Annotated in this window: 19 protein-coding genes; 4 read left to right on the top strand and 15 right to left on the bottom strand. The window is 57.5% G+C overall.

Features of this window, described 5'->3' with window-relative positions; all coding sequences use genetic code 11:
• Window positions 1–2,004, bottom strand: coding sequence for a cytochrome o ubiquinol oxidase subunit I (cyoB, locus tag ACQZ5M_RS06825; protein WP_296101563.1), 2,004 nt, complete (start codon window positions 2,002–2,004; stop codon window positions 1–3).
• A gap of 63 nt (window positions 2,005–2,067) precedes the next feature.
• On the bottom strand, window positions 2,068–3,159 hold the full coding sequence (gene cyoA, locus ACQZ5M_RS06830; protein ID WP_296101667.1) for a ubiquinol oxidase subunit II: 1,092 nt from the start codon (window positions 3,157–3,159) through the stop codon (window positions 2,068–2,070).
• Window positions 3,160–3,459: 300 nt separating this feature from the next.
• Between cyoA and ACQZ5M_RS06835 the strand changes: the two genes are divergently transcribed.
• Window positions 3,460–4,779 (top strand): MFS transporter, encoded by a 1,320-nt coding sequence (locus ACQZ5M_RS06835; RefSeq protein WP_296015975.1) that lies wholly within the window; start codon window positions 3,460–3,462, stop codon window positions 4,777–4,779.
• A 268-nt stretch (window positions 4,780–5,047) separates the two neighbouring features.
• Here the strand turns inward: ACQZ5M_RS06835 and ACQZ5M_RS06840 are convergent, their stop codons facing one another.
• From ACQZ5M_RS06840 to fabA, 5 genes are all read right to left on the bottom strand, one after another.
• The gene (locus ACQZ5M_RS06840) at window positions 5,048–5,629 is read right to left on the bottom strand and encodes a TadE/TadG family type IV pilus assembly protein (protein WP_449079304.1); all 582 of its coding nucleotides are present in this window, start codon (window positions 5,627–5,629) and stop codon (window positions 5,048–5,050) included.
• Window positions 5,630–5,638: 9 nt separating this feature from the next.
• A complete protein-coding gene (locus ACQZ5M_RS06845; protein WP_449079305.1) occupies window positions 5,639–6,220 on the bottom strand; it encodes a TadE/TadG family type IV pilus assembly protein in 582 nt (193 codons plus the stop codon).
• Between the two features lie 246 nt (window positions 6,221–6,466).
• A complete protein-coding gene (fabI, locus tag ACQZ5M_RS06850; protein WP_296040882.1) occupies window positions 6,467–7,273 on the bottom strand; it encodes an enoyl-ACP reductase FabI in 807 nt (268 codons plus the stop codon).
• A 6-nt stretch (window positions 7,274–7,279) separates the two neighbouring features.
• Window positions 7,280–8,503, bottom strand: a complete 1,224-nt coding sequence (gene fabB, locus ACQZ5M_RS06855) for a beta-ketoacyl-ACP synthase I (protein ID WP_296040883.1) — start codon at window positions 8,501–8,503, stop codon at window positions 7,280–7,282.
• Between the two features lie 64 nt (window positions 8,504–8,567).
• Window positions 8,568–9,083, bottom strand: a complete 516-nt coding sequence (fabA, locus tag ACQZ5M_RS06860) for a 3-hydroxyacyl-[acyl-carrier-protein] dehydratase FabA (RefSeq protein ID WP_296015964.1) — start codon at window positions 9,081–9,083, stop codon at window positions 8,568–8,570.
• A gap of 298 nt (window positions 9,084–9,381) precedes the next feature.
• Between fabA and irrA the strand changes: the two genes are divergently transcribed.
• Window positions 9,382–9,801 carry an iron response transcriptional regulator IrrA gene (irrA, locus tag ACQZ5M_RS06865; protein ID WP_296015963.1) on the top strand — a complete coding sequence of 140 codons (420 nt, stop codon included), beginning with the start codon at window positions 9,382–9,384 and terminating at the stop codon, window positions 9,799–9,801.
• Between the two features lie 161 nt (window positions 9,802–9,962).
• On the opposite strand, the gene ACQZ5M_RS06870 is transcribed toward irrA, so the two are convergent.
• The gene (locus tag ACQZ5M_RS06870) at window positions 9,963–10,598 is read right to left on the bottom strand and encodes a trimeric intracellular cation channel family protein (protein WP_296015961.1); all 636 of its coding nucleotides are present in this window, start codon (window positions 10,596–10,598) and stop codon (window positions 9,963–9,965) included.
• A 329-nt stretch (window positions 10,599–10,927) separates the two neighbouring features.
• Between ACQZ5M_RS06870 and ACQZ5M_RS06875 the strand changes: the two genes are divergently transcribed.
• Window positions 10,928–11,380 (top strand): hypothetical protein, encoded by a 453-nt coding sequence (locus tag ACQZ5M_RS06875; RefSeq protein WP_296016028.1) that lies wholly within the window; start codon window positions 10,928–10,930, stop codon window positions 11,378–11,380.
• A 4-nt stretch (window positions 11,381–11,384) separates the two neighbouring features.
• Here the strand turns inward: ACQZ5M_RS06875 and ACQZ5M_RS06880 are convergent, their stop codons facing one another.
• Complete coding sequence (locus ACQZ5M_RS06880) at window positions 11,385–12,101, bottom strand: YoaK family protein (RefSeq protein WP_449079307.1); 717 nt, start codon at window positions 12,099–12,101, stop codon at window positions 11,385–11,387.
• 249 nt (window positions 12,102–12,350) lie between these two features.
• On the opposite strand from ACQZ5M_RS06880, the gene ACQZ5M_RS06885 reads away from it, so the two are divergent.
• The gene (locus ACQZ5M_RS06885) at window positions 12,351–12,830 is read left to right on the top strand and encodes a gluconokinase (protein ID WP_449079368.1); all 480 of its coding nucleotides are present in this window, start codon (window positions 12,351–12,353) and stop codon (window positions 12,828–12,830) included.
• A 176-nt stretch (window positions 12,831–13,006) separates the two neighbouring features.
• Here ACQZ5M_RS06885 and ACQZ5M_RS06890 read toward each other — a convergent pair whose 3' ends face one another.
• The 6 genes from ACQZ5M_RS06890 to ACQZ5M_RS06915 form a co-directional block, all read right to left on the bottom strand.
• Window positions 13,007–14,308 carry an NAD(P)/FAD-dependent oxidoreductase gene (locus ACQZ5M_RS06890; protein WP_296078686.1) on the bottom strand — a complete coding sequence of 434 codons (1,302 nt, stop codon included), beginning with the start codon at window positions 14,306–14,308 and terminating at the stop codon, window positions 13,007–13,009.
• Window positions 14,309–14,311: 3 nt separating this feature from the next.
• Window positions 14,312–15,673, bottom strand: a complete 1,362-nt coding sequence (locus ACQZ5M_RS06895; protein ID WP_296015957.1) for a glutamine synthetase family protein — start codon at window positions 15,671–15,673, stop codon at window positions 14,312–14,314.
• A gap of 181 nt (window positions 15,674–15,854) precedes the next feature.
• Window positions 15,855–17,102, bottom strand: a complete 1,248-nt coding sequence (locus tag ACQZ5M_RS06900) for an NAD(P)/FAD-dependent oxidoreductase (protein ID WP_296078687.1) — start codon at window positions 17,100–17,102, stop codon at window positions 15,855–15,857.
• A 102-nt stretch (window positions 17,103–17,204) separates the two neighbouring features.
• Window positions 17,205–18,833 carry an ABC transporter ATP-binding protein gene (locus ACQZ5M_RS06905; RefSeq protein ID WP_296078688.1) on the bottom strand — a complete coding sequence of 543 codons (1,629 nt, stop codon included), beginning with the start codon at window positions 18,831–18,833 and terminating at the stop codon, window positions 17,205–17,207.
• Between the two features lie 29 nt (window positions 18,834–18,862).
• On the bottom strand, window positions 18,863–20,017 hold the full coding sequence (locus ACQZ5M_RS06910) for an ABC transporter permease (RefSeq protein ID WP_449079308.1): 1,155 nt from the start codon (window positions 20,015–20,017) through the stop codon (window positions 18,863–18,865).
• Entirely contained in the window at window positions 20,017–21,108 is a 1,092-nt protein-coding gene (locus tag ACQZ5M_RS06915) for a microcin C ABC transporter permease YejB (RefSeq protein ID WP_296078689.1), read from the bottom strand. Before ACQZ5M_RS06915 ends, ACQZ5M_RS06910 begins: the two co-directional genes overlap by 1 nt.
• Window positions 21,109–21,185 lie beyond the last annotated feature (77 nt).

The raw sequence follows: 21,185 nt of genomic DNA on the forward strand, positions 1-21,185 counted from the left end.
TTACGCCTGAGTTGCCAGCAGCTTGGTGCGCGCTGCTTCGACTTCCGCCACATCCGTTTCCGGAATGTAGTAGTCGCGATTGTAGTTGAAGGTGTGGGCAATCGAGACCGCGATGATCGCGAGCAAGCTTGCAGCGGCAAGCCACCAGATATGCCATACCAGACCGAAGCCAAGAGCGACGCTGATGGCGCTGATGATGACGCCCGTGCCCGTGTTCTTCGGCATGTGGATCGGGATGAAACCCTCCACAGGACGCTCAGCGCCACGCTTCTTCATGTCCGCCCAGGCATCGACATCGTGTACGACCGGCGTGAAGGCGAAGTTATAGGCAGGTGGCGGAGAAGACGTCGACCATTCCAGCGTGCGACCATCGAAGGCGTCGCCCGTGACGTCGCGCAACTGCTCGCGCTTCAGGTATCCGAAGACGATCGACAGCAGGAAGGAAGCGATGCCGACGGCAATGATGGCTGCGCCGATCGCAGCGATCACGAACCAGATCTGCAAGGACGTGTCCTCGAACTGGCTGAGACGACGGGTCACACCCATCAGGCCGAGAACGTAGAGCGGCATGAAGGCAACATAGAAGCCGACAAACCAGCACCAGAAGGACATCTTGCCCCAGAACGGATCAAGACGGAAGCCGAAGGCTTTCGGGAACCAGTAGACGATACCGGCCAGAACACCGAAGACCACGCCGCCGATGATCGTGTTGTGGAAGTGAGCGATCAGGAACAGCGAATTGTGCAGTACGAAGTCAGCCGGAGGAACCGCGAGCAGAACGCCGGTCATACCGCCGATGACGAAGGTGATCATGAAGCCGACCGCCCATAGCATCGGGACGTCAAACTTGATCCGGCCCTTATACATGGTGAAGAGCCAGTTGAAGATTTTCGCGCCCGTCGGGATCGAGATGATCATCGTCGTGATGCCGAAGAAGGCGTTGACGCTGGCACCAGAACCCATGGTGAAGAAGTGGTGCAGCCACACGACATAGGCCAGGATGGTGATGACGGCAGTTGCGTAAACCATAGAGGTGTAGCCGAAGAGGCGCTTCTGGGAGAAGGTCGCAACGATTTCCGAGAAGATACCGAAGGCCGGCAGAACCAGGATGTAGACTTCAGGGTGACCCCAGATCCAGATGAGGTTGACGTACATCATCGGATTGCCACCAAGGTCATTGGTGAAGAAGTTCATGCCAAGATAACGGTCAAGCGTCAGCAGGGCGAGCGTGCCGGTCAGGATCGGGAAGGATGCCACGATCAGGATGTTGGAACACAGCGACGTCCAGACGAAAATCGGCAGGCGCATCATGGTCATGCCAGGGGCGCGCATCTTGATGATGGTGACGATCAGGTTGATACCCGACAAGGTCGTTCCCACACCAGCGATCTGCAGACCCCAGATATAGTAGTCGACGCCAACGCTCGGACTTCCCTCGATGCCAGACAATGGCGGATAGGCCAGCCAGCCGGTCTGAGCGTATTCACCGATAAAGAGCGAGATCATGGTGATCACCGCGCCTGCGGTCGTCATCCAGAAGGAGAAGTTGTTGAGGAAAGGGAAGGACACGTCGCGCGCGCCGATCTGTAGAGGCACGACGTAGTTCATCAAACCGGTGATCATCGGCATGGCCATGAAAAAGATCATGATGACGCCGTGCGCGGTGAAGATCTGGTCGTAGTGGTGCGGCGGAAGGTAGCCTTCCGCTCCACCAGAGGCGATCGCCTGCTGGACACGCATCATGATCGCGTCGGCGAAGCCGCGCAAAAGCATGACGAGGGCCAGAATGATGTACATGATGCCGATCTTCTTATGGTCGATCGATGTAAACCATTCCTTCCAAAGATAACCCCAAAGGCGGAAATAGGTGACGAGACCGAGGACGGCTGCGCCGCCGATCGCCACCGCAATGAAGGTGACAATGAGAATGGGCTCGTGGAGCGGGATGGATTCCCACGTCAGTTTCCCGAACAGGAACGACGTTTGATCGGTGGTGGCGACCATTTTAGCCTCTTGCTTCAATCTTAAGGGCGGCGCGATAGCGCGCCGCAGACAATCATTTCAATGTCAGCCAGCGTCGGCTGGAGCAGCGGCTGCTTGCGCCTTGACCTGCGGCAGCGCAGCCGGCTCGAAGGTCTGGCCTTCGATCGTGGCAGGCAGGGAGCCAGGACCGGTGGCCACACCGTAAGGCGAAAGCGGAGTGCAGACGACGGAGTTCAACGCCTTGGCGATATCGATGCCCTCCTTGCCGCCGCCGCCATTGGCGTCGACATGCATCATGTCGCGCATGCACAGCTTGTTCGGCTCGACGCAGCGATTGAGAATGGCGTCGTAAAGCTCGGGATCGACATTGGCGAAGTATTCGACCGGGTTGCGTTCGCTCGGCTTGGCAAAGTCCAGATATTCCATCCGACCGAAAGGCTTGCCGCCATCCTTGACCTTGGCCACCCATTGATCGAAGCCCTGCTGGCTAAGGCCATGGAACTTGAAGCGCATATGCGAGAATCCGGGACCGGAGAAATTCGCCGAAAAGCCGTCATAGACGCCTTCGCGATTGATCACGGCGTGAAGCTTGGTCTGCATGCCGCCCATGGCGTAAATCTGACCGGCAAGCGCTGGCACGAAGAAGGAGTTCATTGCTGTCGTGCCGGTGATCTTGAAGTTGATCGGAACGTCGACAGGGGCTGCGAATTCATTGACGCTGCCGATGCCAAGTTCGGGATAGAAGAACAGCCACTTCCAATCCATGGCGACGACTTCGACCGTCAGCGGCTTGACCTCTTGTGTTACTTCACGGGTTTCATCGATGCGATCGAGCGGACGATATGGGTCTAGACGGTGGGTAGCGATCCAGGTGACGGTGCCAAGCATCAGAATGATGGCGACAGGTGCCGACCAGATGACCATTTCCAGACGTGTGGAGTGGTGCCACTCGGGGTCGTAATCGGTGGCCTTGGCGGCTTCGCGATACTTCCAGGCGAAGAAGATTGTCAGAGCGATGACCGGAACAATGATCAACAGCATGAGAACCGTGGCAGTGATGATCAGATCTGCCTGCTGGCGGGCGACATCGCCCGAGGGGTTCATGACGACGAGGTCACAGCCGCTGAGCAGCAGCAACGACGAAAGGCCCGCAAGGGCCGCGGTAAGTTTCTTGATCGTGCGCACGTTCTTCAACTCGATTATTCGGTATGGACTGGAATTAGTTGCCAAATGTCATTTAATAAATGTGTAATTTTGTCGCGGTGCAGCGGCGTTTTGCGCTGCAACAATGACACCCGGATGCGAAGATCGCCATTGATCTTACAAATACCCTAAACGGCATCGGATCTGCAAGGAATTTCAGGCAATTCCGTTTGACGCTTGAAGTGCAGTGTGTGACAATCCGCCGCATGTAACGCAACGGATGAGGAGCCGCCTGCGTTATGGCATGGTTCGGAATATCTAGGAGGGATTATCATGAGCTATACTGACACCGCTTCGACTTTTCCGGGCTCTGGTGCCCCTTCGGGTCAGGCTCCTGTCGCGGTTGACCCTGACCGTATCACAATGGCTGTCATTCTGGCGAGAATGACGGAGTTTTTCGACTTTTTCGTTTATGCAATCGCCTCCGTTCTGGTCTTCCCTTACGTCTTCTTTTCATTTGCGGACCCACTGACGGCAACCCTTTATTCCTTCGCGGTTTTCTCGCTCGCCTTCGTAGCGCGACCCATCGGCTCGCTCATCTTCCTGCAGATCGACCGAAAGTTCGGGCGCGCCGTCAAGCTGACCGCTGCGCTCTTTACCCTCTGCGGCTCAACCATGGCGATCAGCTTCCTGCCCTCCTATAGTGATGTCGGCGTCATCGCGCCGATCCTGCTGGCGGTGTTCCGTATTGGTCAGGGTCTCGGTCTCGGTGGCGCATGGGATGGCCTTGTGTCGCTTCTCGCCATGAACGCGCCCGAAAGGCAGCGTGGCTGGTATGCGATGATGCCTCAAATCGGTGCGGCCATGGGCTTTGGCCTTGCCAGCGCGTTCTTCATCATCTTCGTGACGCAGCTGTCCAACCCGGAATTTCTTGGCTGGGGCTGGCGCTTCCCCTTTTTCGTCGCCTTGGCACTGAATGTTCTGGCTCTTTTTGCACGGCTGCGTATGATCGTGACACCTGAGTTCCAGGCCATGCTGGCGCAGCATGAACTTGAACCGAAACCCATGTTCGAAATGCTGCGTACACAGGCGCGTGTCGTCATTACCGGCGCGTTCGTGCCTCTTGCGAGCTTTGCTCTTTTTCACCTCGTTACGGTCTTCCCGATCAGCTGGGTGGTTCTGCATACGCAGCAGCGCTTGTCGGACTTCCTCTTCGTCCAGTTCATCAGCGCGATCATCGGCGGTGGAATGATCGTCGTTTCCGGCGCGCTTGCCGACCGTATCGGTCGCCGCAAGTTGCTGGTGATTGCGGCAACGCTGATCGGCATCTTCAGCTTCGTGGCGCCGATCCTGATGGCATCCGGCGACATCGGCCGTTACCTCTTCGTGCTGATCGGCTTTTCGCTCCTTGGCCTCTCCTTCGGCCAGGCTGGCGGAGCGCTCGCGTCCCGCTTCAGCCGGGAATATCGCTACACCGGTGCATCTCTCACCTCCGATATCTCGTGGCTGATCGGCGCCGGTTTTGCACCGTTGGTGGCGCTTGGCTTCTCGTCCAAGTTCGGCCTGTTCGCTGTCGGTCTCTATCTGCTGTCCGGCGCGGCTTGCACAATCGTGGCGCTGTTCTTCAGCCGTAAACTCGATATGCCAGCCTGATCACGCTGACAGTAAAGACCTGCCTCTAGAAGCAAAGCTGCGGAACCCTTCGGTTCCGCAGCTTTATTGTTTCAACCCACCAGAATTGTTTCAGTGAAGCGTGCCTGAAGCCGACCTGCACATGCACGAAGACAGAAGTGGAGAAACGGGGGGCAGGCGCCATAACTGCCTCTAACACCTGTTCGAATATTCTAGGTGTTCTAAAGCCGCCTCGCCCGCCGTTTGTTTGCCGCTACTGTTGCCGAACCCCTCGACGTGCTTCGCATCGTCAGCAGTCACCGCAAACGATGGGGTCTCCCTCGCGCTTGGCGAAGTAGTAATCGCGACTGATCGTGATCGTCTTCAAATTGGAAGACAATGTCGGCATGACAGTCAGGAGTTCGTGCGGCACCGAGAATTCTGCATGAACGAGAAAGTCGGCGGCCGAGCGCAAGTTCGCCGGTACGTCCACGCGCGCACCGAGCGTATATGGGCGCCCGTCATCCTGATCCCAGGACCAAGCGACCGTCGCAACCTGGTTGGCGTCGATCGCGATGCCCGTGATCTTCAACTTCATTCCATCAACACTATAGGGGCTCAATATCGTGGCAGCGAGATTTTTCATCGTCTTCAGATAAGCCTTGGTGACGCTCGACTGCGCAGAAACGTTATCCGCTATCGTTCCAGCAGACCGCGTCGCCCGCTTATAGACGCTGAAGCCCAGAGTTAGTTCAAATGAAGTCAGATAGAGGGAAACGAGCAGTGGGAAGATGATTGCGAACTCGATTGCGCCGACGCCTTTTTTGTCCCTGGCGAAGCGACGAAAATTTCCGCCTGTCCCTATATGCGATAGCCGAGATTTAATCGTCATATCCGCTCACTAGTAGCTTTCGTTGCGATAGGCGTCCGTCGCAACGATGAGAAAATGGGAGGGCATCGAGCCATCGGCCGGGCGGATTTTCGTCAGATAGGGACGAATGAGATCCGTCATGACCTGCCAGCGATAGTAGGAGCGCAGCATATTGATCGTGCCAGATCCACCGGGCTTAAAGCCAAAGGTCGACGTATTGAGATCGTAGTAATCGCCGGTCTTGATCAGTGGAATGGCCGCGGGCATATCTGCGAAGCTATTGAATTGCCGAAGATCGATATAGAGCTTGGATGGGGTTTTGATCTCGTCTTCAGGGCAGGTGACGAGTATCGAGACTTCCTGGCAGAAGGCCCGACGAAAATCTTCTCTGGTAATCGTGCTGCTGATCTGCCCCGTGCGCAACTTTCGCGCCATCGTATCGGTCGCATTAACGAAAAGCTGCTCGCCCATCAGCGCGATGAATGTTTCGATAATCGCAAAGACGACCAGAAAATATGGCAGTGCCAAAAGGGCAAATTCTATCGCTGTGGCGCCGTCGCGGGAACGGATCAGCCTGCCAGATAATGCCTTTTGCAACATTGGCCTTTGCATGACGTTTTTCTATCTCTGCCGGAAACTGATCTTGAGGAATTGTCACCTGGAAAGATCATTATGGAGGCTTTGTTTATATTTCCTTGTCCGAAAGGTTTGCATTTGCGGCATGTGCCAATTTTCAGCATCTATCCATGCCGCTGGATCGCGCGCCAATGCGAAAAGCCCGGCTAGGCCGGGCTTGGAAAAATGCGATGGTCACGAGCCTGAAAGCGTGAAAATCAACACGCTTCAGGCGAGAGAGGCTCAGTCAGCGTCAGCTCGACGGAGTTCTTCGAGTGTCGGCACCGAGGTGATGTTATAGCCGCAATCCACATAGTGGCATTCGCCCGTCACGCCGCGGGAGAGGTTCGACAGGAGATAAAGTGCCGATCCACCGATATCGTCGATATCGGCTGTGCGCCGAAGCGGCGCGTTCTTCAGGTTCCAGGCAAAGATAGCTCTGGCATCCGAGATACCGGCACCTGCCAGCGTACGAACGGGACCTGCCGAAATGGCGTTGACGCGAATACCCTTCGGACCGTAATCGGCCGCCAGGTAGCGCACCGAGGCCTCGAGAGCCGCTTTGGCGACACCCATGACATTGTAGTTCGGAATAACACGCTGCGACCCATTATAGGTCAGCGTCAACATGGAACCGCCATCTGTCATCAGACCTGCAGCCCGCTTGGCGATTTCGGTGAAGGAGAAGCAGGAGATGACCATCGTGCGGCTGAAATTCTCGCGCGTGGTATCGGCGTAGAGACCTTTCAACTCATTCTTGTCGGAGAAGCCGATGGCATGAACGACAAAGTCGATCGAACCCCAACGCTCACGCAGCGCCTCGAAAAGCGCGTCTACGGACGCGATATCTTCGACATCGCAGGGCACGATAAAATCGGAGCCAAGCTCTGCGGCGAGCGGCTTCACGCGCTTGCCAAGCGCCTCTCCCTGGTAGGTGAAAGCCAGTTCCGCGCCTTGCGCGGCCAGCGCCTTGGAGATACCCCAGGCGATAGAGTGATTGTTTGCGACGCCCATGATGAGGCCGCGTTTACCCTGCATGATGCCGTTCATGGGCAATTATCCGTTATAGCGCTGGAAGACGAGCGTGGCGTTGGTACCGCCGAAGCCGAACGAGTTGGAAAGCACGGTGTCGATCTTGGCGTCATCGATCCGCTTGCGAACGATCGGAACGCCATCGAACTCCGGATCGAGTGTCTCGATATGGGCACTTTCTCCGATGAAGCGCTCCTGCATCATCAACAAACCGTAGATCGACTCCTGAACGCCGGCGGCGCCGAGCGAGTGGCCCGTCAGCGACTTTGTCGACTGGATATGCGGGATCTTGTCGCCAAAGACTTCGCGGATCGCGCCGATTTCCTTGCTGTCGCCCACAGGCGTGGAGGTGCCGTGGGTATTGACGTAATCGACATCGCCCGTCACCGTCGCAAGCGCCTGGCGCATGCAGCGGATGGCACCTTCACCGGAGGGAGCGACCATGTCGTAACCGTCCGAGGTTGCGCCGTAGCCGACGATCTCGGCATAGATCTTTGCGCCGCGGGCCTTGGCATGTTCCAGCTCTTCCAGAACCAGAACGCCTGCGCCGCCGGCTATCACGAAGCCATCGCGGTTGACGTCATAGGCGCGCGAAGCGACCGAAGGCGTGTCGTTATACTTGGAAGACATCGCGCCCATAGCGTCGAACAGGTTCGACATGGACCAGTCGAGATCCTCATGACCGCCGGCAAACATCACATCCTGCTTGCCCCACTGGATCATCTCAGCCGCATTGCCGATGCAGTGCGCAGACGTCGAGCAGGCCGACGAGATGGAGTAGTTGACGCCGTGGATCTTGAACCATGTGGCAAGCGTTGCAGATGCCGTCGACGACATGGCCTTCGGCACGGCAAACGGGCCGATGCGCTTGGGGCTGTTGTTCTTCAGCGTGATGTCGGATGCCTCGACGATGGTGCGCGTGGACGGACCGCCCGAACCCATGATGATGCCGGTGCGCTCATTGCCGCTGATATCGCTTTCTTCCAGGCCGGAATCGGCGATCGCCTGCTTCATCGCAACATGGTTCCACGCTCCGCCCTGGGAGAGGAAGCGCATGGCGCGGCGGTCTACCAGATCGGTCGGGTCTAGCGATGGCTTGCCCCAGACCTGGCACTTGAAGCCGTGTTCGGCAAAGTCTGGCGAGAACGAAATGCCGGACTTTGCGTCTCTCAAGGAAGCCGTGACTTCGCCCGCGTCGCTGCCGATCGATGAAACGATACCGAGGCCGGTGACTACAACTCTTCTCATGAAGGTGACCTTTTCTTAGAGCTTGCCGCAGATGGCGCGAGTGGCGCCCGTCTCGCTAAAGACGTCAGGCGGTCTTTTCCTTAGACAGACCAACGCGGAGGTCCGTCGCTTGATAGATGGTTTCGCCATCGGCCTTCAGCCAGCCATCGGCGGTGCCGAGCACGAGCCGGCCGCGCATCACGCGCTTGAAATCGATGCCATACTGCAAGAGTTTGGTTTCAGGACGAACCATGCCCTTGAACTTCACTTCCCCGGTCGACAGCGCCATGCCGCGGCCAGGTTCACCCAGCCAACCGAGGAAAAAGCCGGTCAGCTGCCACATGCCGTCGAGGCCAAGGCAGCCAGGCATGATCGGGTTTCCCTGGAAATGGCAGGGGAAGTACCAGTCGTCCGGGCTTACATCATATTCCGCGCGGATGAAGCCCTTGTCGAACTCACCGCCGGTTTCGGAAATCTCAGTGATACGATGAACCATCAGCATGGGAGGCAGAGGAAGCTGAGCATTGCCTGGGCCGAACAGCTCGCCGCGGCCACACGCCAGAATTTCCTCGTAATTATAGCTGGATTGCCTCGTTGCCATTCTTTCCGTTTCCCGTCTCGTCGTGTTTCTAGACTTCTGTAAAGCAAGTTAAGCTCAAAATGAAGCGCCACAAGGGCAGCATACATATTCAGAGTAGACCAACTTGCCCTAAGCCCGTTCCCAATATGGCGCCCGCATACAGGAAGCGTAAGGACGGAACCAGAGGAAAATTGCAAAAACGGCCCTTTTGGCGCCAACAGGACAGACCGCTCCGCTGGAAACTATTGAAAGCCTTGCCCTTAAAAGATATATGCATCCTCAAGACGTACTTTATAACCGTTCTCAGGAACCCGGACCGATGGCATTCGACGCCACCTTGGACATTGGAACACGGCTACGCCGCTTCGGCCTGCGCCCGACACGCCAGCGCATTGCGCTCGGCGATTTGCTGTTCGCCAAGGGTGACCGTCATTTGACGGTCGAGGAACTGCATGACGAGGCTGTTACCGCCGGCGTGCCCGTATCCCTGGCAACGGTCTACAATACGCTGCATCAATTCACCGAAGCAGGCCTGATCCGCGTGCTGGCGGTCGAGGGGGCGAAAACCTATTTCGACACCAATGTTTCGGATCACCATCACTTCTTCGTCGAGGGTGAAAACGAGGTCTTGGATATTCCCGTGAACAATCTTGAGATCAGCAATCTTCCCGAGCCCCCGCAGGGAATGGAAATCGCCCATGTGGACGTGGTAATCCGTCTGCGGCGTAAAGACAGCTAATGGTGCGCTTGCATCACAAATGGCGTCATGAGGCACCGCGAGGTGCCTTTATCGTTTCGGAGGTTCGCTCCGCAGACTTTTAAAGCGTACCGCGATCGTCAAATTCGCATCATGCGCTTTAGGTCCTCGTTTTGTCGCATGTCGTGATCAGAACCCAAGATTTACATGACGTCTTCCGGTGGCCGTCCGGGGCGCGATCTGTAAGGCGGAAATGTCCAGCCGAAGATCAATGCTCCGCTTCTGATGCTAAAAGCCGTCAAGACACCTGCCGACGACGACACGATCAGGGGTGCGCCAAGGAAATGCACAAGGGTGAACACGCAGGCACCCGCAAGCGCGCAGCTGATGTAGATTTCCGGACGCAGCAGAACGGACGGCTCGCCAGCCAGAATATCGCGCAACACGCCGCCGAACGTGGCCGTCATCGTCCCGGTGACGATGGCAACGGTTGGAGAACCCGTCGCCGCGAGCCCTTTGGCTGCGCCCATGACGCAATAGGCCGAAAGCCCGATGGCATCGAGCCAGATCAGCAGGCGATAACGGGATTCGAAGAGATGCGCGGTGAAATAGACGACCGCAGCCACGCCTACGCAGACAAGGATATAGGTGGGATTAGTCACCCAGAACACCGGGGCACGACCAAGGACCAGGTCCCGCAACGTGCCGCCGCCAATGCCGGTGACCGCAGCAAAGAACATGAATCCGATAAAATCCAGCTGCTTGCGCGAAGCCGCGAGAGCGCCCGTCGCAGCAAAAACGGCAACGCCCGCATAATCGAGAAAAGCCAGAAGTGACATTGAGAGGCGCTCCTCAATTTCGCGGTCGGTCAGTGTGACGCAAGCACGGCTGATTATACACATCGACAAAACCATGCCTGCGCCATCCATAACGCAAATCCGGTAAAGGTGAAGCGGTTTTGCTAATGGACACGCCGCGTGCGTGACCGACGCAAGATCTTCAGCCGGTTTTGCCGCGGCGGCGATGGACGAAACACCACCTCAAAGCGTGGGAGCGATGCTGCGGGATCGCGACAGGCTTTGCGGCTAAAGCAGATCGCTTTCGCTACACAAGGGATAAGCGGCTATCATCATGAAGGATATTTGCCTTGAGACGTCTCCTCTCCTCCATGTTTTGCCTTTTCGCGCTTTTTAGCCTGGCAGTCCCGGTGCTGGCGCAACAGGAGCTTCTCAGCGATCCCGAAATCTACGAGAAGAATTTTTTTCAGAAACAATGCAAGGTCGCCGAATTCGGGCCGGACTTCATTTCGCGGATAGACATCAACAATGATGGCCTGATCGATGCAGTGACCAATCGCGGCGCACTGACCTGCGACGGCCACAAGAGCACCACCTGCAATGACGATGGCTGCCCTTACAATTTCTACGTTCAGGTCAAGGAAGGCGGCTATCTGTTGATCGCCACTGCGACGATCTACGGCTATGACTTCATTCAGCGTTTCGGCAACATGGTCTTTGTGCTGAAAATGCATCCGCGCTATTGCGAGCGCACTGACAGCGCGCCGTGTGAAATGACGGTTCGCGTCCGCGGAACGGCCTTCGTGACGCTTTCACGCAAGTGAAGCGTCAAACGCGATTGGGAAAACGCGTGATCGCAACCCTCTGGTTATAGCGGCTCCTAAGCGAGCGTGGCATCAGCATGCTCGCCAGCGCCACAAAGAACACCAAGAGGCTGACGACGAGAAGCGCGCTTTTCGGCACTGCGCTGGCGAGGATGGCGCCGCTGATTGCTCCGGATACCATGCCGATCCAAGGAACGAGCTGGATCGTCCAGTCGCGTTTGCGCTCCCCTAGAATAAACCGGCCGATGCCGCGACCGAAGCGCGAAAGAGCGCCCGTCACATAGGTCAGCCCTATTGGCAGACCTTCTATATGCTCGACTGCCGCGTTGATGGTGCCCATGGCGAAGACGATCAGATAGAAGTCGAAGGGCTTCAATTGCGAGGTCTGCAACAGGGCTGCCACTGCCAACATAATGGCGACCGAGCAAAGTACGGTGAAGATACGGCGGTGCGACGAATGGGCTATAATGATGCCTGCGGCATTGCCCGCGACGAAAGTGGCGATGGCGAGAAGAAGCTTCCACGCATGATCATACTGCCCGGCCTCAAGGGCAATTGCCGCGCGCGTCGTGTTCCCCGTCATGAACGACACGAAATCACCTGACATGACCAGGCCGACGGCGTCCGTCATTCCCGCGACGAATGAAATGGCGGCCACCAGCGAAAGCCCCATTCCGGTGCGTCTTGCCTTGATGATATTGCGGCGTCTTTGTATGGTCATGGTGCCTCGGCATGCAGAGACTACGGCGAGCGATCATGGATTCTACGCATGTGGATATTGCCATTTCAACAACGCGATCCGGGCGGTTGTGAAGCCATGCCTGATAAAAACGATTTTCTTATCTTCGCGGTCTTGCTAAAGCGCCCTGCGTCCTGACGGACGCGCCAAACCGCGTCGCGCTTTTCGAGACTATCAGGCCCGATGCTCTAATCATGAAAGGCTTTCTGCGTGAAACATGCAATCATCGTGATGGGCGTTAGCGGCTGCGGCAAATCCACAGTCGGCGCGGAGCTTGCGGAAAAGCTTGGTATCCCGTTTCAAGAGGGGGACAGGCTGCATCCCAAAGCCAATGTCGAGAAGATGAGTGCTGGTATTCCGTTGACCGACGAGGACCGCTGGCCTTGGCTCGATCTTGTGGGTGCAGAGCTACGCCAAGGCTACGAGGCCGGCGGCGTGGTGATCTCATGCTCGGCTCTGAAAAAATCCTATCGCGACCGGCTGCGGACCGCTTGCGGCGGACCGTTGGCCTTTGTCTTTTTGGAAGGCAGCGTCGAGCTTCTGACCAGGCGCATGGGTGCGCGTAAAGGCCACTTCATGCCGCTTTCACTTTTGAAGACGCAACTCGACACGCTGGAAGTCCCGACCGGCGAACCGGGCGTCGTGACCGTCAATATCGATGCCACACCCGACGAGATCGTCGAGCGAGCTCTGACCGGGCTGAAGGCCTGATACCAAAGATCACTGATGCTTCCCCATTCGACCGGATCGCTTTTGTTGTTCGGCTAGGAGAAGACCGCAGTCGGACCACAAGATCCGGCGAGGATTTTCGACAACGTCCGAACGCCAGAATCGACCGGCCCGACAGGGGTGGCCTGGAAATCGGCCACCATCAGTGACCTTAGGTATTATAGTCCGAGCCTGTCACGCAGGCCATACCACCACGCACCCAGCATGGTGAGCGGCACGCGGAACGTCTTGCCGCCTGGGAATGGGAAATTCGGCAGCGACGACCAGACATCGAAGCGTCCTGCCTGACCGGAAACGACTTCTGCCAGAATGCGTCCGAGCAATTGCGTTGTCGTTACGCCATGGCCGCTATCGCCGTGGGAGAAATAGATGTTCTCCGACAGGCGCCCCATATGCGGAATGCGCGTGAGCGTCAGCGCGAAATTACCGCTCCAGGCAAAGTCGATCTTCACGTCCTTCAACTGCGGAAAGGTTTTGAGCATGTTGGGACGAATGACGCTCGTCAGATCGGCTGGATCGCTTCCGCCATAACCGATACCGCCGCCATAGAGCAGGCGATTGTCGGAGGTGCGACGATAGTAATCGAGAATGTAGTTGGCATCTTCGACGCAGTAGTTTGCCGGAAGCAGGTTTTCGATCAGGCCAGCATCGAGCGGCTCCGTTGCCATCACCTGGCTGGACACCGGCATCATCCGGTCGCCGATTTCCGGCAAGAGCTTGCCGAGATAGGCATTGCCACAGACCAGCACATATTTTGCCGTGACCTTGCCATGAGCGGTCCTGACTGTCGGATTCGCACCTTTGTCGACGCCAATTACCCTGGAGTTTTCGAAAATGCGGCCACCCAGTTTTTCAATCGCGGCCGCCTCACCGAGCACGTAGTTCAGCGGATGGATATGGCCGCCGAAACGATCGATCATGCCACCGGCATAGCGGTCGGAGTTCACATATTTACCGACCTCAGCCTTGGACACCATTTCCAGCCCGGAATGCCCATGCTTCTCCCAATGGGCCTTGTTGGCTTCCATTTCCTTGATCTGCTTTGGCGTGAAGGCTGCGAAGAAACCGCCATCCACCAGGTCGCAGTCGATGCCGTATTTCGCCACCCGTTCGCGAATGATATGGCCGCCTTCAAGCGACATCTCACCGAGTTTAACCGCTTTCTCGTGTCCATAGCGGCCCGCAATTGTTTCCAGATCGCGGCTGTAACCATTGACGATCTGCCCGCCATTGCGCCCGGATGCACCAAAACCGATGCGCGTGCCTTCCAGTACGATGACCGAGAAGCCTTTTTCCGCAAGCTCGAGTGCCGCGGACATGCCTGTGAAGCCAGCGCCGATAATGCAGATATCCGCATGCATCTCGCCTTCGAGCGTCGGGCGTACCGTCTTGTCATTGGCAGAAGCCGCATACCAGGAGGTTGTATGCCCGGGGTTGGGAAGCGCCGTCACGTGAGCCATGATTCACACCGTCCTGATATAGGCGTCATATTCCACATCGGTGACGCGAAGAGAGAATTCTGAAATTTCCTGCTGCTTGCAGGCCGCATAGAGCGTTCTGTAGCGCTGGCCGAGCGTGGCATAGGCGAAGCTGGAGCGGCCAAAGCGCTGTACCGCGTAGTCCCAGTTGGTCGGCAGCGGCTCATGATTGATGGCGTGGCTATCGCCAGCAATCGCGCCGCCGGGCTGGCGCTTCTCCCGCATGCCGGACAGAGCCGCATTCAAGATCATGGCGAGTACAAGATATGGGTTGGTATCCGCGCCGGCCACACGATGTTCGATGCGGGTGGCAGGTTTGCTGGCGGTGATGACGCGCACCGCGGCAGAGCGGTTATCGAAGCCCCATGACGCATAGGTGGGAGCATGTTCGCTTGGGCGCAGGCGGCGATAGGAATTGGCGTGCGGTGCAAACACCGCCATGCTTTCTCCCATATTCTCCAGAAGGCCTCCAACGCTGTGCATCAGCGCTTCGGAAGGGCCATCTTCACCCATGTAGATATTTCTTCCATCCTTATCCAGAACGGAGAAATGCACGTGCATGCCGTTGCCTGCCTGAGTGCCATAGGGTTTGGCCATGAAGGTTGCATCGAGCCCATGCTTGCGAGCGACACCCTTGACGATCCGTTTGAGAAAGACGGCGAAATCCGCCGCCTGTAGCGCATCGGGCACGTGATTGAGATTGATTTCATATTGGCCGGGGCCATTTTCCCGCAGCGTGGTGTCGGCCAGCACATTCTGGGCGCGGCAGGCCGTCGCGATGTCGTGGAAGACATCTTCGAAATCCTGAAGTTCTGAAATTGAAAGAACCTGAGTCTGGCCTGTGTGCCAGCGCCCTTCCCGGCTGTTGGGCGGTCGAACGGGATCTAGCGCGGACCGGACTGGATCGATCAGATAGAATTCAAGTTCGGTCGCCACAACCGGGGTTAAGCCACGCTTGGTAAAGCTGGACAGCACCTGGGCCAGAACATGGCGCGGATCCGCAAAAAAGCCCGCGCCATCCGGCTCGGTCATAGCGAGCAGCACTTGCGCGGTGGGTCGCCCAAGCCAGGTCACGCGCGACAGCGTTCCCGGTACGGCAAAACACAAGCCATCAGGATCACCCGTTCCTTCCGCCAGACCGGCAGCGTTCACATCGCGGCCCCAGATATCCAGCGCATAGACGGAACGGGGAACAGCCATGCCTTTTTCCAGCACGTCAAGCGCCCGCTCTCGCGGGATCCACTTGCCTCGGGGAATGCCGTTGGCATCTATGACGAAGGCTTCGAGAATTTCGATGTCGGGATTCTGTTGGAAAAAGGTCTTTGCGTATTCGATATCAGCCATCATTCACCAGGAGGTAATTGCTCTTTCGGTCTGCCGGGAAAGCCGGCGCTAAAGAAAGCCGTCCTGCTGCTGGTAGATCAGATATCGCGCCGTCATCGTGACACCATGCCCCGCTGCATCCCTTTTCCTCCCTGCTGGCCATGTTAAGCAGGCTTTCGCAGGAAGGCCACCCCCATTCTGTATATTAGGGGTTGAAGCGCTCTGCGGCGTAAGGGGCGAGAGGGATGACCGGAGTTTCGCCAAGCATGGCTTCTGCCAGAATGCGCCCGGTGATAGGCCCAAGGGTCAGGCCGTGATGGGCATGACCGAACGCAAACCAAAGGCTCTTATGGCGCGGCGCCTTGCCGATGACTGGCATCATATCCGGCGTGCAAGGACGCGCTCCCATCCAGGGCTCCGCATCCAGCCTGCCCCCTAACGGAAAGATGGTGCGGGCCACGCGTTCTGCGCGGAACAATTGGACAGGTGATTTCGGCGCGTCGCGATCGGCAAATTCCGCGCCCGTCGTCAGGCGGATGCCTTTCTTCATCGGCGCCAGGAAATAACCGCGCTCGGCATCGATCAGCCAGTTGTTAAGTTTCGTTCCTTCTTGCGGCGCGTAGTGCATGTGGTAACCACGCTTCACCCCCATAAGGAAGCGGTAGCCAAGCCGCGTCGTCACGGTATCGGCCCATGGACCAAGCGCAACGACGACGCTCTCGGCCTCGACAAGCCCGTCGACGGTCTGAATTTTCCATCCGCCCGGTGTCTGCGATAGAGCCGCCGCATCGCCCTTGACGAAGGTACCGCCAAGGCTCTCAAACAACCGCATGTAAGCCATGGTCAGCCCATGCGGGTCAAGCACCGACCACGGATCGTTCCATTTCAACCCGCCGACGAAATCCTGAGAAAGATGGGGCTCGGCCTCAGCCAACTCCTGCCGGGTCAGCTTCGTGTGGGAAATGCCGTGATCGCGGGCGAGCCGCTCGGCAAAGGCGAAGTCGGCATCGCGCTTCACTTCCGTTCGATACGCCTCCATCCACCCGTTCTTGACGATGAGATCATGGGCTTTCGCCTCATCGATCAGGATCGAATGCTCGGTGATCGAGTGTTCGATCAGAGGCGTATAGGCCCGGGAAATCGCCGCATGGCGCGCAGGTTGGGAATGATACCAGTATCGCGCCAGAAACGGCGCGATTTTCGGGACAGCGGCCATGTGATAATGGGCATCGATGCGGTTGTTGAGCGAGTAGCGTGCCAGTAGGCCAATATCCTGCGGGAAGCCATAAGGAACGACACCCTCACGCTGGATGAGACCGGCATTGCCAAAGGATGTTTCTTCACCCGGACCGCGACGATCCAGAAGCACGACGGATTTTCCGCGCCTTGCCAGTTGCACCGCCACCGAAACTCCGATGATTCCGGCGCCCAATACGATCACATCCGCTGCCATGCTCTTCTTCCTCTGTCCGTCATCAGACGTCTTGAGGAAGATGGCGCTCCCCGCCGGGGAACGCAACAGCAAAACCGCTTTACGGCTTCTTGGCGAAAGTCCCTACTCGCTGACGGCTGCAGTCTTGACCGCTTCGATATTGAAGGCTGCCGCCATCAGCGCACGGGTGTACTCTTCTTTCGGCGCTTCGAAGATCGACTTGGCGGGACCGCTTTCAACGATCTTGCCGTGGCGCATGACGATAACCTCATTGGCAAGCGCCTTCACCACCTTGAGGTCGTGGCTGATGAAGAGATAGGCCAGATTGTGTTTGGACTGCAGATCGCGCAGGAGATCGACGACCTGCGCCTGCACGCTCATGTCCAGCGCCGAGGTCGGCTCGTCCAGCATGACGAAGCGGGGTTTCAGCACCATGGCGCGCGCAATCGCGATACGCTGTCGCTGGCCGCCTGAGAATTCATGCGGATAACGCCAGCGCGTGGCAGGATCCAGCCCCACCTCTTCCAGCGCCTTGGCGACGCGCCGATCGCGCTCGTCATAGGAGAGCGATGTCTCATGAACCTTCAGACCTTCGGCAATGATGTCGCCCACCGACATGCGCGGGCTCAGCGAACCATAGGGATCCTGGAACACCACCTGCAGCCGGTTTCTGAGCGGTTTCATCATGGAATAGGAATAGCTGTCGATGGACTGGCCGATGAAGCTGATGCGGCCTTTCGAGGAAATCAGCCGCGATAATGCAAGTCCGAGCGTCGTCTTGCCGGAGCCCGATTCGCCCACCACGCCGACCGTCTGGCCTTCACGAAGCGTGATATCGATGCCATCCACCGCTTTGACGTGATCCACGACCTTGCGCATCAGCCCGGCCTTGATCGGGAACCAGACCTTGATGTCGTCGCCCTGCATCACCACAGACTTGCTGTCGTCGGCAGGCGGCGGCTCGCCCTTCGGTTCGGCAGCCAGCAGATGGCGGGTATAGGCGTGCTGGGGATTGTTGAAGACCTGCTCCACCGTGCCGGTCTCGACGATCTTGCCCTTGGTCATGACGCAGACGCGGTCGGCAAACTTTCGCACGATGCCGAGATCATGAGTGATGAACAGCATGGACATGTGATGCTGATTTTTAAGCCCGGCCAGAAGCTCGAGAATTTGCGCCTGCACCGTGACATCGAGTGCCGTCGTCGGCTCATCGGCAATCAGCAGCTTGGGGCGGTTGGCAAGTGCCATGGCAATCATCACACGCTGACGCTGGCCACCTGAAAGCTCGTGCGGAAAGGCCTTCAGCCGCTTTTCAGGCTCGCGGATACCCACCTGATTGAGCAGCTCGAGAATACGTGCCCGTGCGGCCGCGCCGGTGAGCGCCTGATGCAGCTCCAGAATTTCGCCGATCTGCCGCTCGATGCTGTGAAGCGGATTGAGCGAGGTCATGGGTTCCTGGAAGATCATGGTGATGTCGTTGCCGCGCACCGATCGCAGATCGCGCATCGGCAGGTTGAGCAAGTCCCTGCCCTCGAAGAGGATCTGGCCTGACGGATGACTTGCTGCAGGATAAGGCAAGAGCTTCAGGATGGAGTTTGCCGTCACCGACTTTCCCGAGCCGGATTCGCCCACCAACGCCAGCACTTCGCCCGGCATGATCTCGAAGGAGACGCGGTCGACGGCGAGGCTTTCCTTGCCGCCCTGATGAAAGGCGACGGAGAGGTCTCGGACGGATAGGAGGGGTGCGGTCATTGTGCCTGCATTTGTTGGAGACATGGCCATCACCGGAACGTCTTGCGCGGATCGAAGGCATCGCGCACCGCCTCGCCGACGAAGATCAGCAGCGACAGCATGATCGACATGGTGAAGAAGGCGGTCAGCCCCAGCCAGGGCGCCTGAAGATTGTTCTTGCCCTGGGCAATCAACTCGCCAAGCGACGGCGAGCCGGGCGGCATGCCAAAGCCCAGAAAGTCCAGCGAGGTCAGCGTGGTGATCGAGCCGGACAGGATGAAGGGCAGGAAGGTCAGCGTCGCGACCATGGCGTTGGGTAGCAAATGCCGGAACATGATGGTGCCATTGCCGACGCCGAGAGCACGTGCCGCATTCACATATTCGAAATTGCGCGCTCTCAAGAATTCAGCACGAACGATGCCGACGAAGCCGACCCATGAGAAGAGCAGCATGATACCGAGCAACACGAAGAAGCCGGGTGGCAGGATGGCTGCGATAATCAGCAGAATATAGAGCACCGGCATGGACGACCAGATTTCGATGAAGCGCTGCATGAGAAGATCGGTCCAGCCGCCGAAGTAGCCCTGCACGGCACCAGCCGACACGCCGACGATGGCCGAGCATATGGTCAGCGCAAGGCCGAATAGCACCGAGATGCGGAAGCCATAAATGATGCGGGCGGTGACGTCGCGCGCCTGATTATCGGTGCCGAGCCAGTTGAGGTTGCCAAGCGTACAGCCGGGATCGGACGCACCTTGCGGATAACCGGAGCAACGCTCCTCTTTGTCCATCAGCCAGAAGGGCGGCGTTGGTGCAGAATGGGGAATGTTGGAATTGACGGTCTGGTAGGAATAGCGGATCGGCGGCCAGATCATCCAGCCGTTGGCATTGATCTCGTCCTGGATGAAGGACGATTTGTAATCGGTTTGCGCCAGGAAGCCGCCAAACTTCTCTTCCGGGTAATCCACCATGACCGGAACCAGAAGCTCGCCCTTATAGGAGGCGAGGATCGGTTTGTCGTTGGCGATGAACTCGGCGAAGAGGCTGAGGCCGAACAGTACGAGAAAGAGCCAGAAGGACCAGTAGCCGCGGCGATTGGCCTTGAAATTCTGCCAACGGCGAATGCTCGTGGGCGAAAAGAAAGGGCGCTTCTGCACAGGCATCGCTTCTGCGGCAGGGGGTGTTGTGGGCGTGGAGACAGTCATCACACGTCCCTCCGCTCGAAGTCGATGCGCGGATCGATCCAAGTGTAGATCAGATCTGAAATCAGACTGACGACGAGCCCCATGAGCGAGAAGATAAAGAGCGTACCGAACACGATCGGATAATCACGATTGACGACGGAGAGATAGCCCAGTCGCCCAAGTCCATCCAGCGAGAAGATGTTTTCGATCAAGAGCGAACCGGTGAAGAAAGCAGAGATAAAAGCGCCGGGGAAGCCAGCAATGACGATAAGCATGGCGTTGCGGAAGACGTGGCCATAAAGGACCTTACGCTCCGACAGACCTTTGGCGCGCGCGGTCACCACATATTGCTTCTTAATCTCATCGATGAAGGAATTCTTGGTCAAAAGCGTTGTGGTGGCAAACGCAGAGAGCACGAGTGCCGTCAGTGGCAGCGCCAAATGCCAGAAATAGTCGATGATCTTCTGCCACCACGCCAATTCGGAAAAATTATCCGAGGTAAGGCCCCGCAGCGGAAACCAATCGAAGAAAGAGCCGCCAGCGAAGAGGACGATCAACAGAATGCCAAAAAGGAAGCTTGGCACCGCGTAACCGACAATGACGATGCCGGAGGTCCAGACATCGAATTTGGAGCCGTCCTCCACCGCTTTCTTGATCCCGAGCGGAATGGAAATTGCGTAGGAAATGATCAATATCCAGAAGCCGAGCGAGATCGACACCGGCATTTTATCGATAATGAGATCGATGACAGACGAGTTCCTGAAAAAACTGTCGCCGAAATCGAAGCGGATATAATTCCACATCATATCCAGAAAGCGTGTCAGCGGCGGCTTATCGAAGCCGAACTGCTTTTCGAGCTTGGCGATGAGTTCGGGATCAAGACCCTGAGCACCGCGATATTTCGAGCCGCTTTCATCCAGACCACCACCACCCATAAGGTCGCCGCCTCCGGACAGACGATCGGCAGCGTTATCGCCGGAGCCGGACAGCTGTGCAACGACCTGCTCGACCGGGCCTCCGGGTGCAAACTGGATGACGAGGAAGGAGATGCCCATGATCCCGATGATGGTCGGTATCATCAGCGCCAGACGTCGCAGAATATAGGCTCCCATCAGAGATTACACTCCGGGCAAGCGCGCGCCGCTGTCATCCTCACTGTCAAACCGTTTCCTTTCCCGGCGGGCGGCGA

This window comes from Rhizobium sp. 22-785-1 (assembly GCF_053521965.1).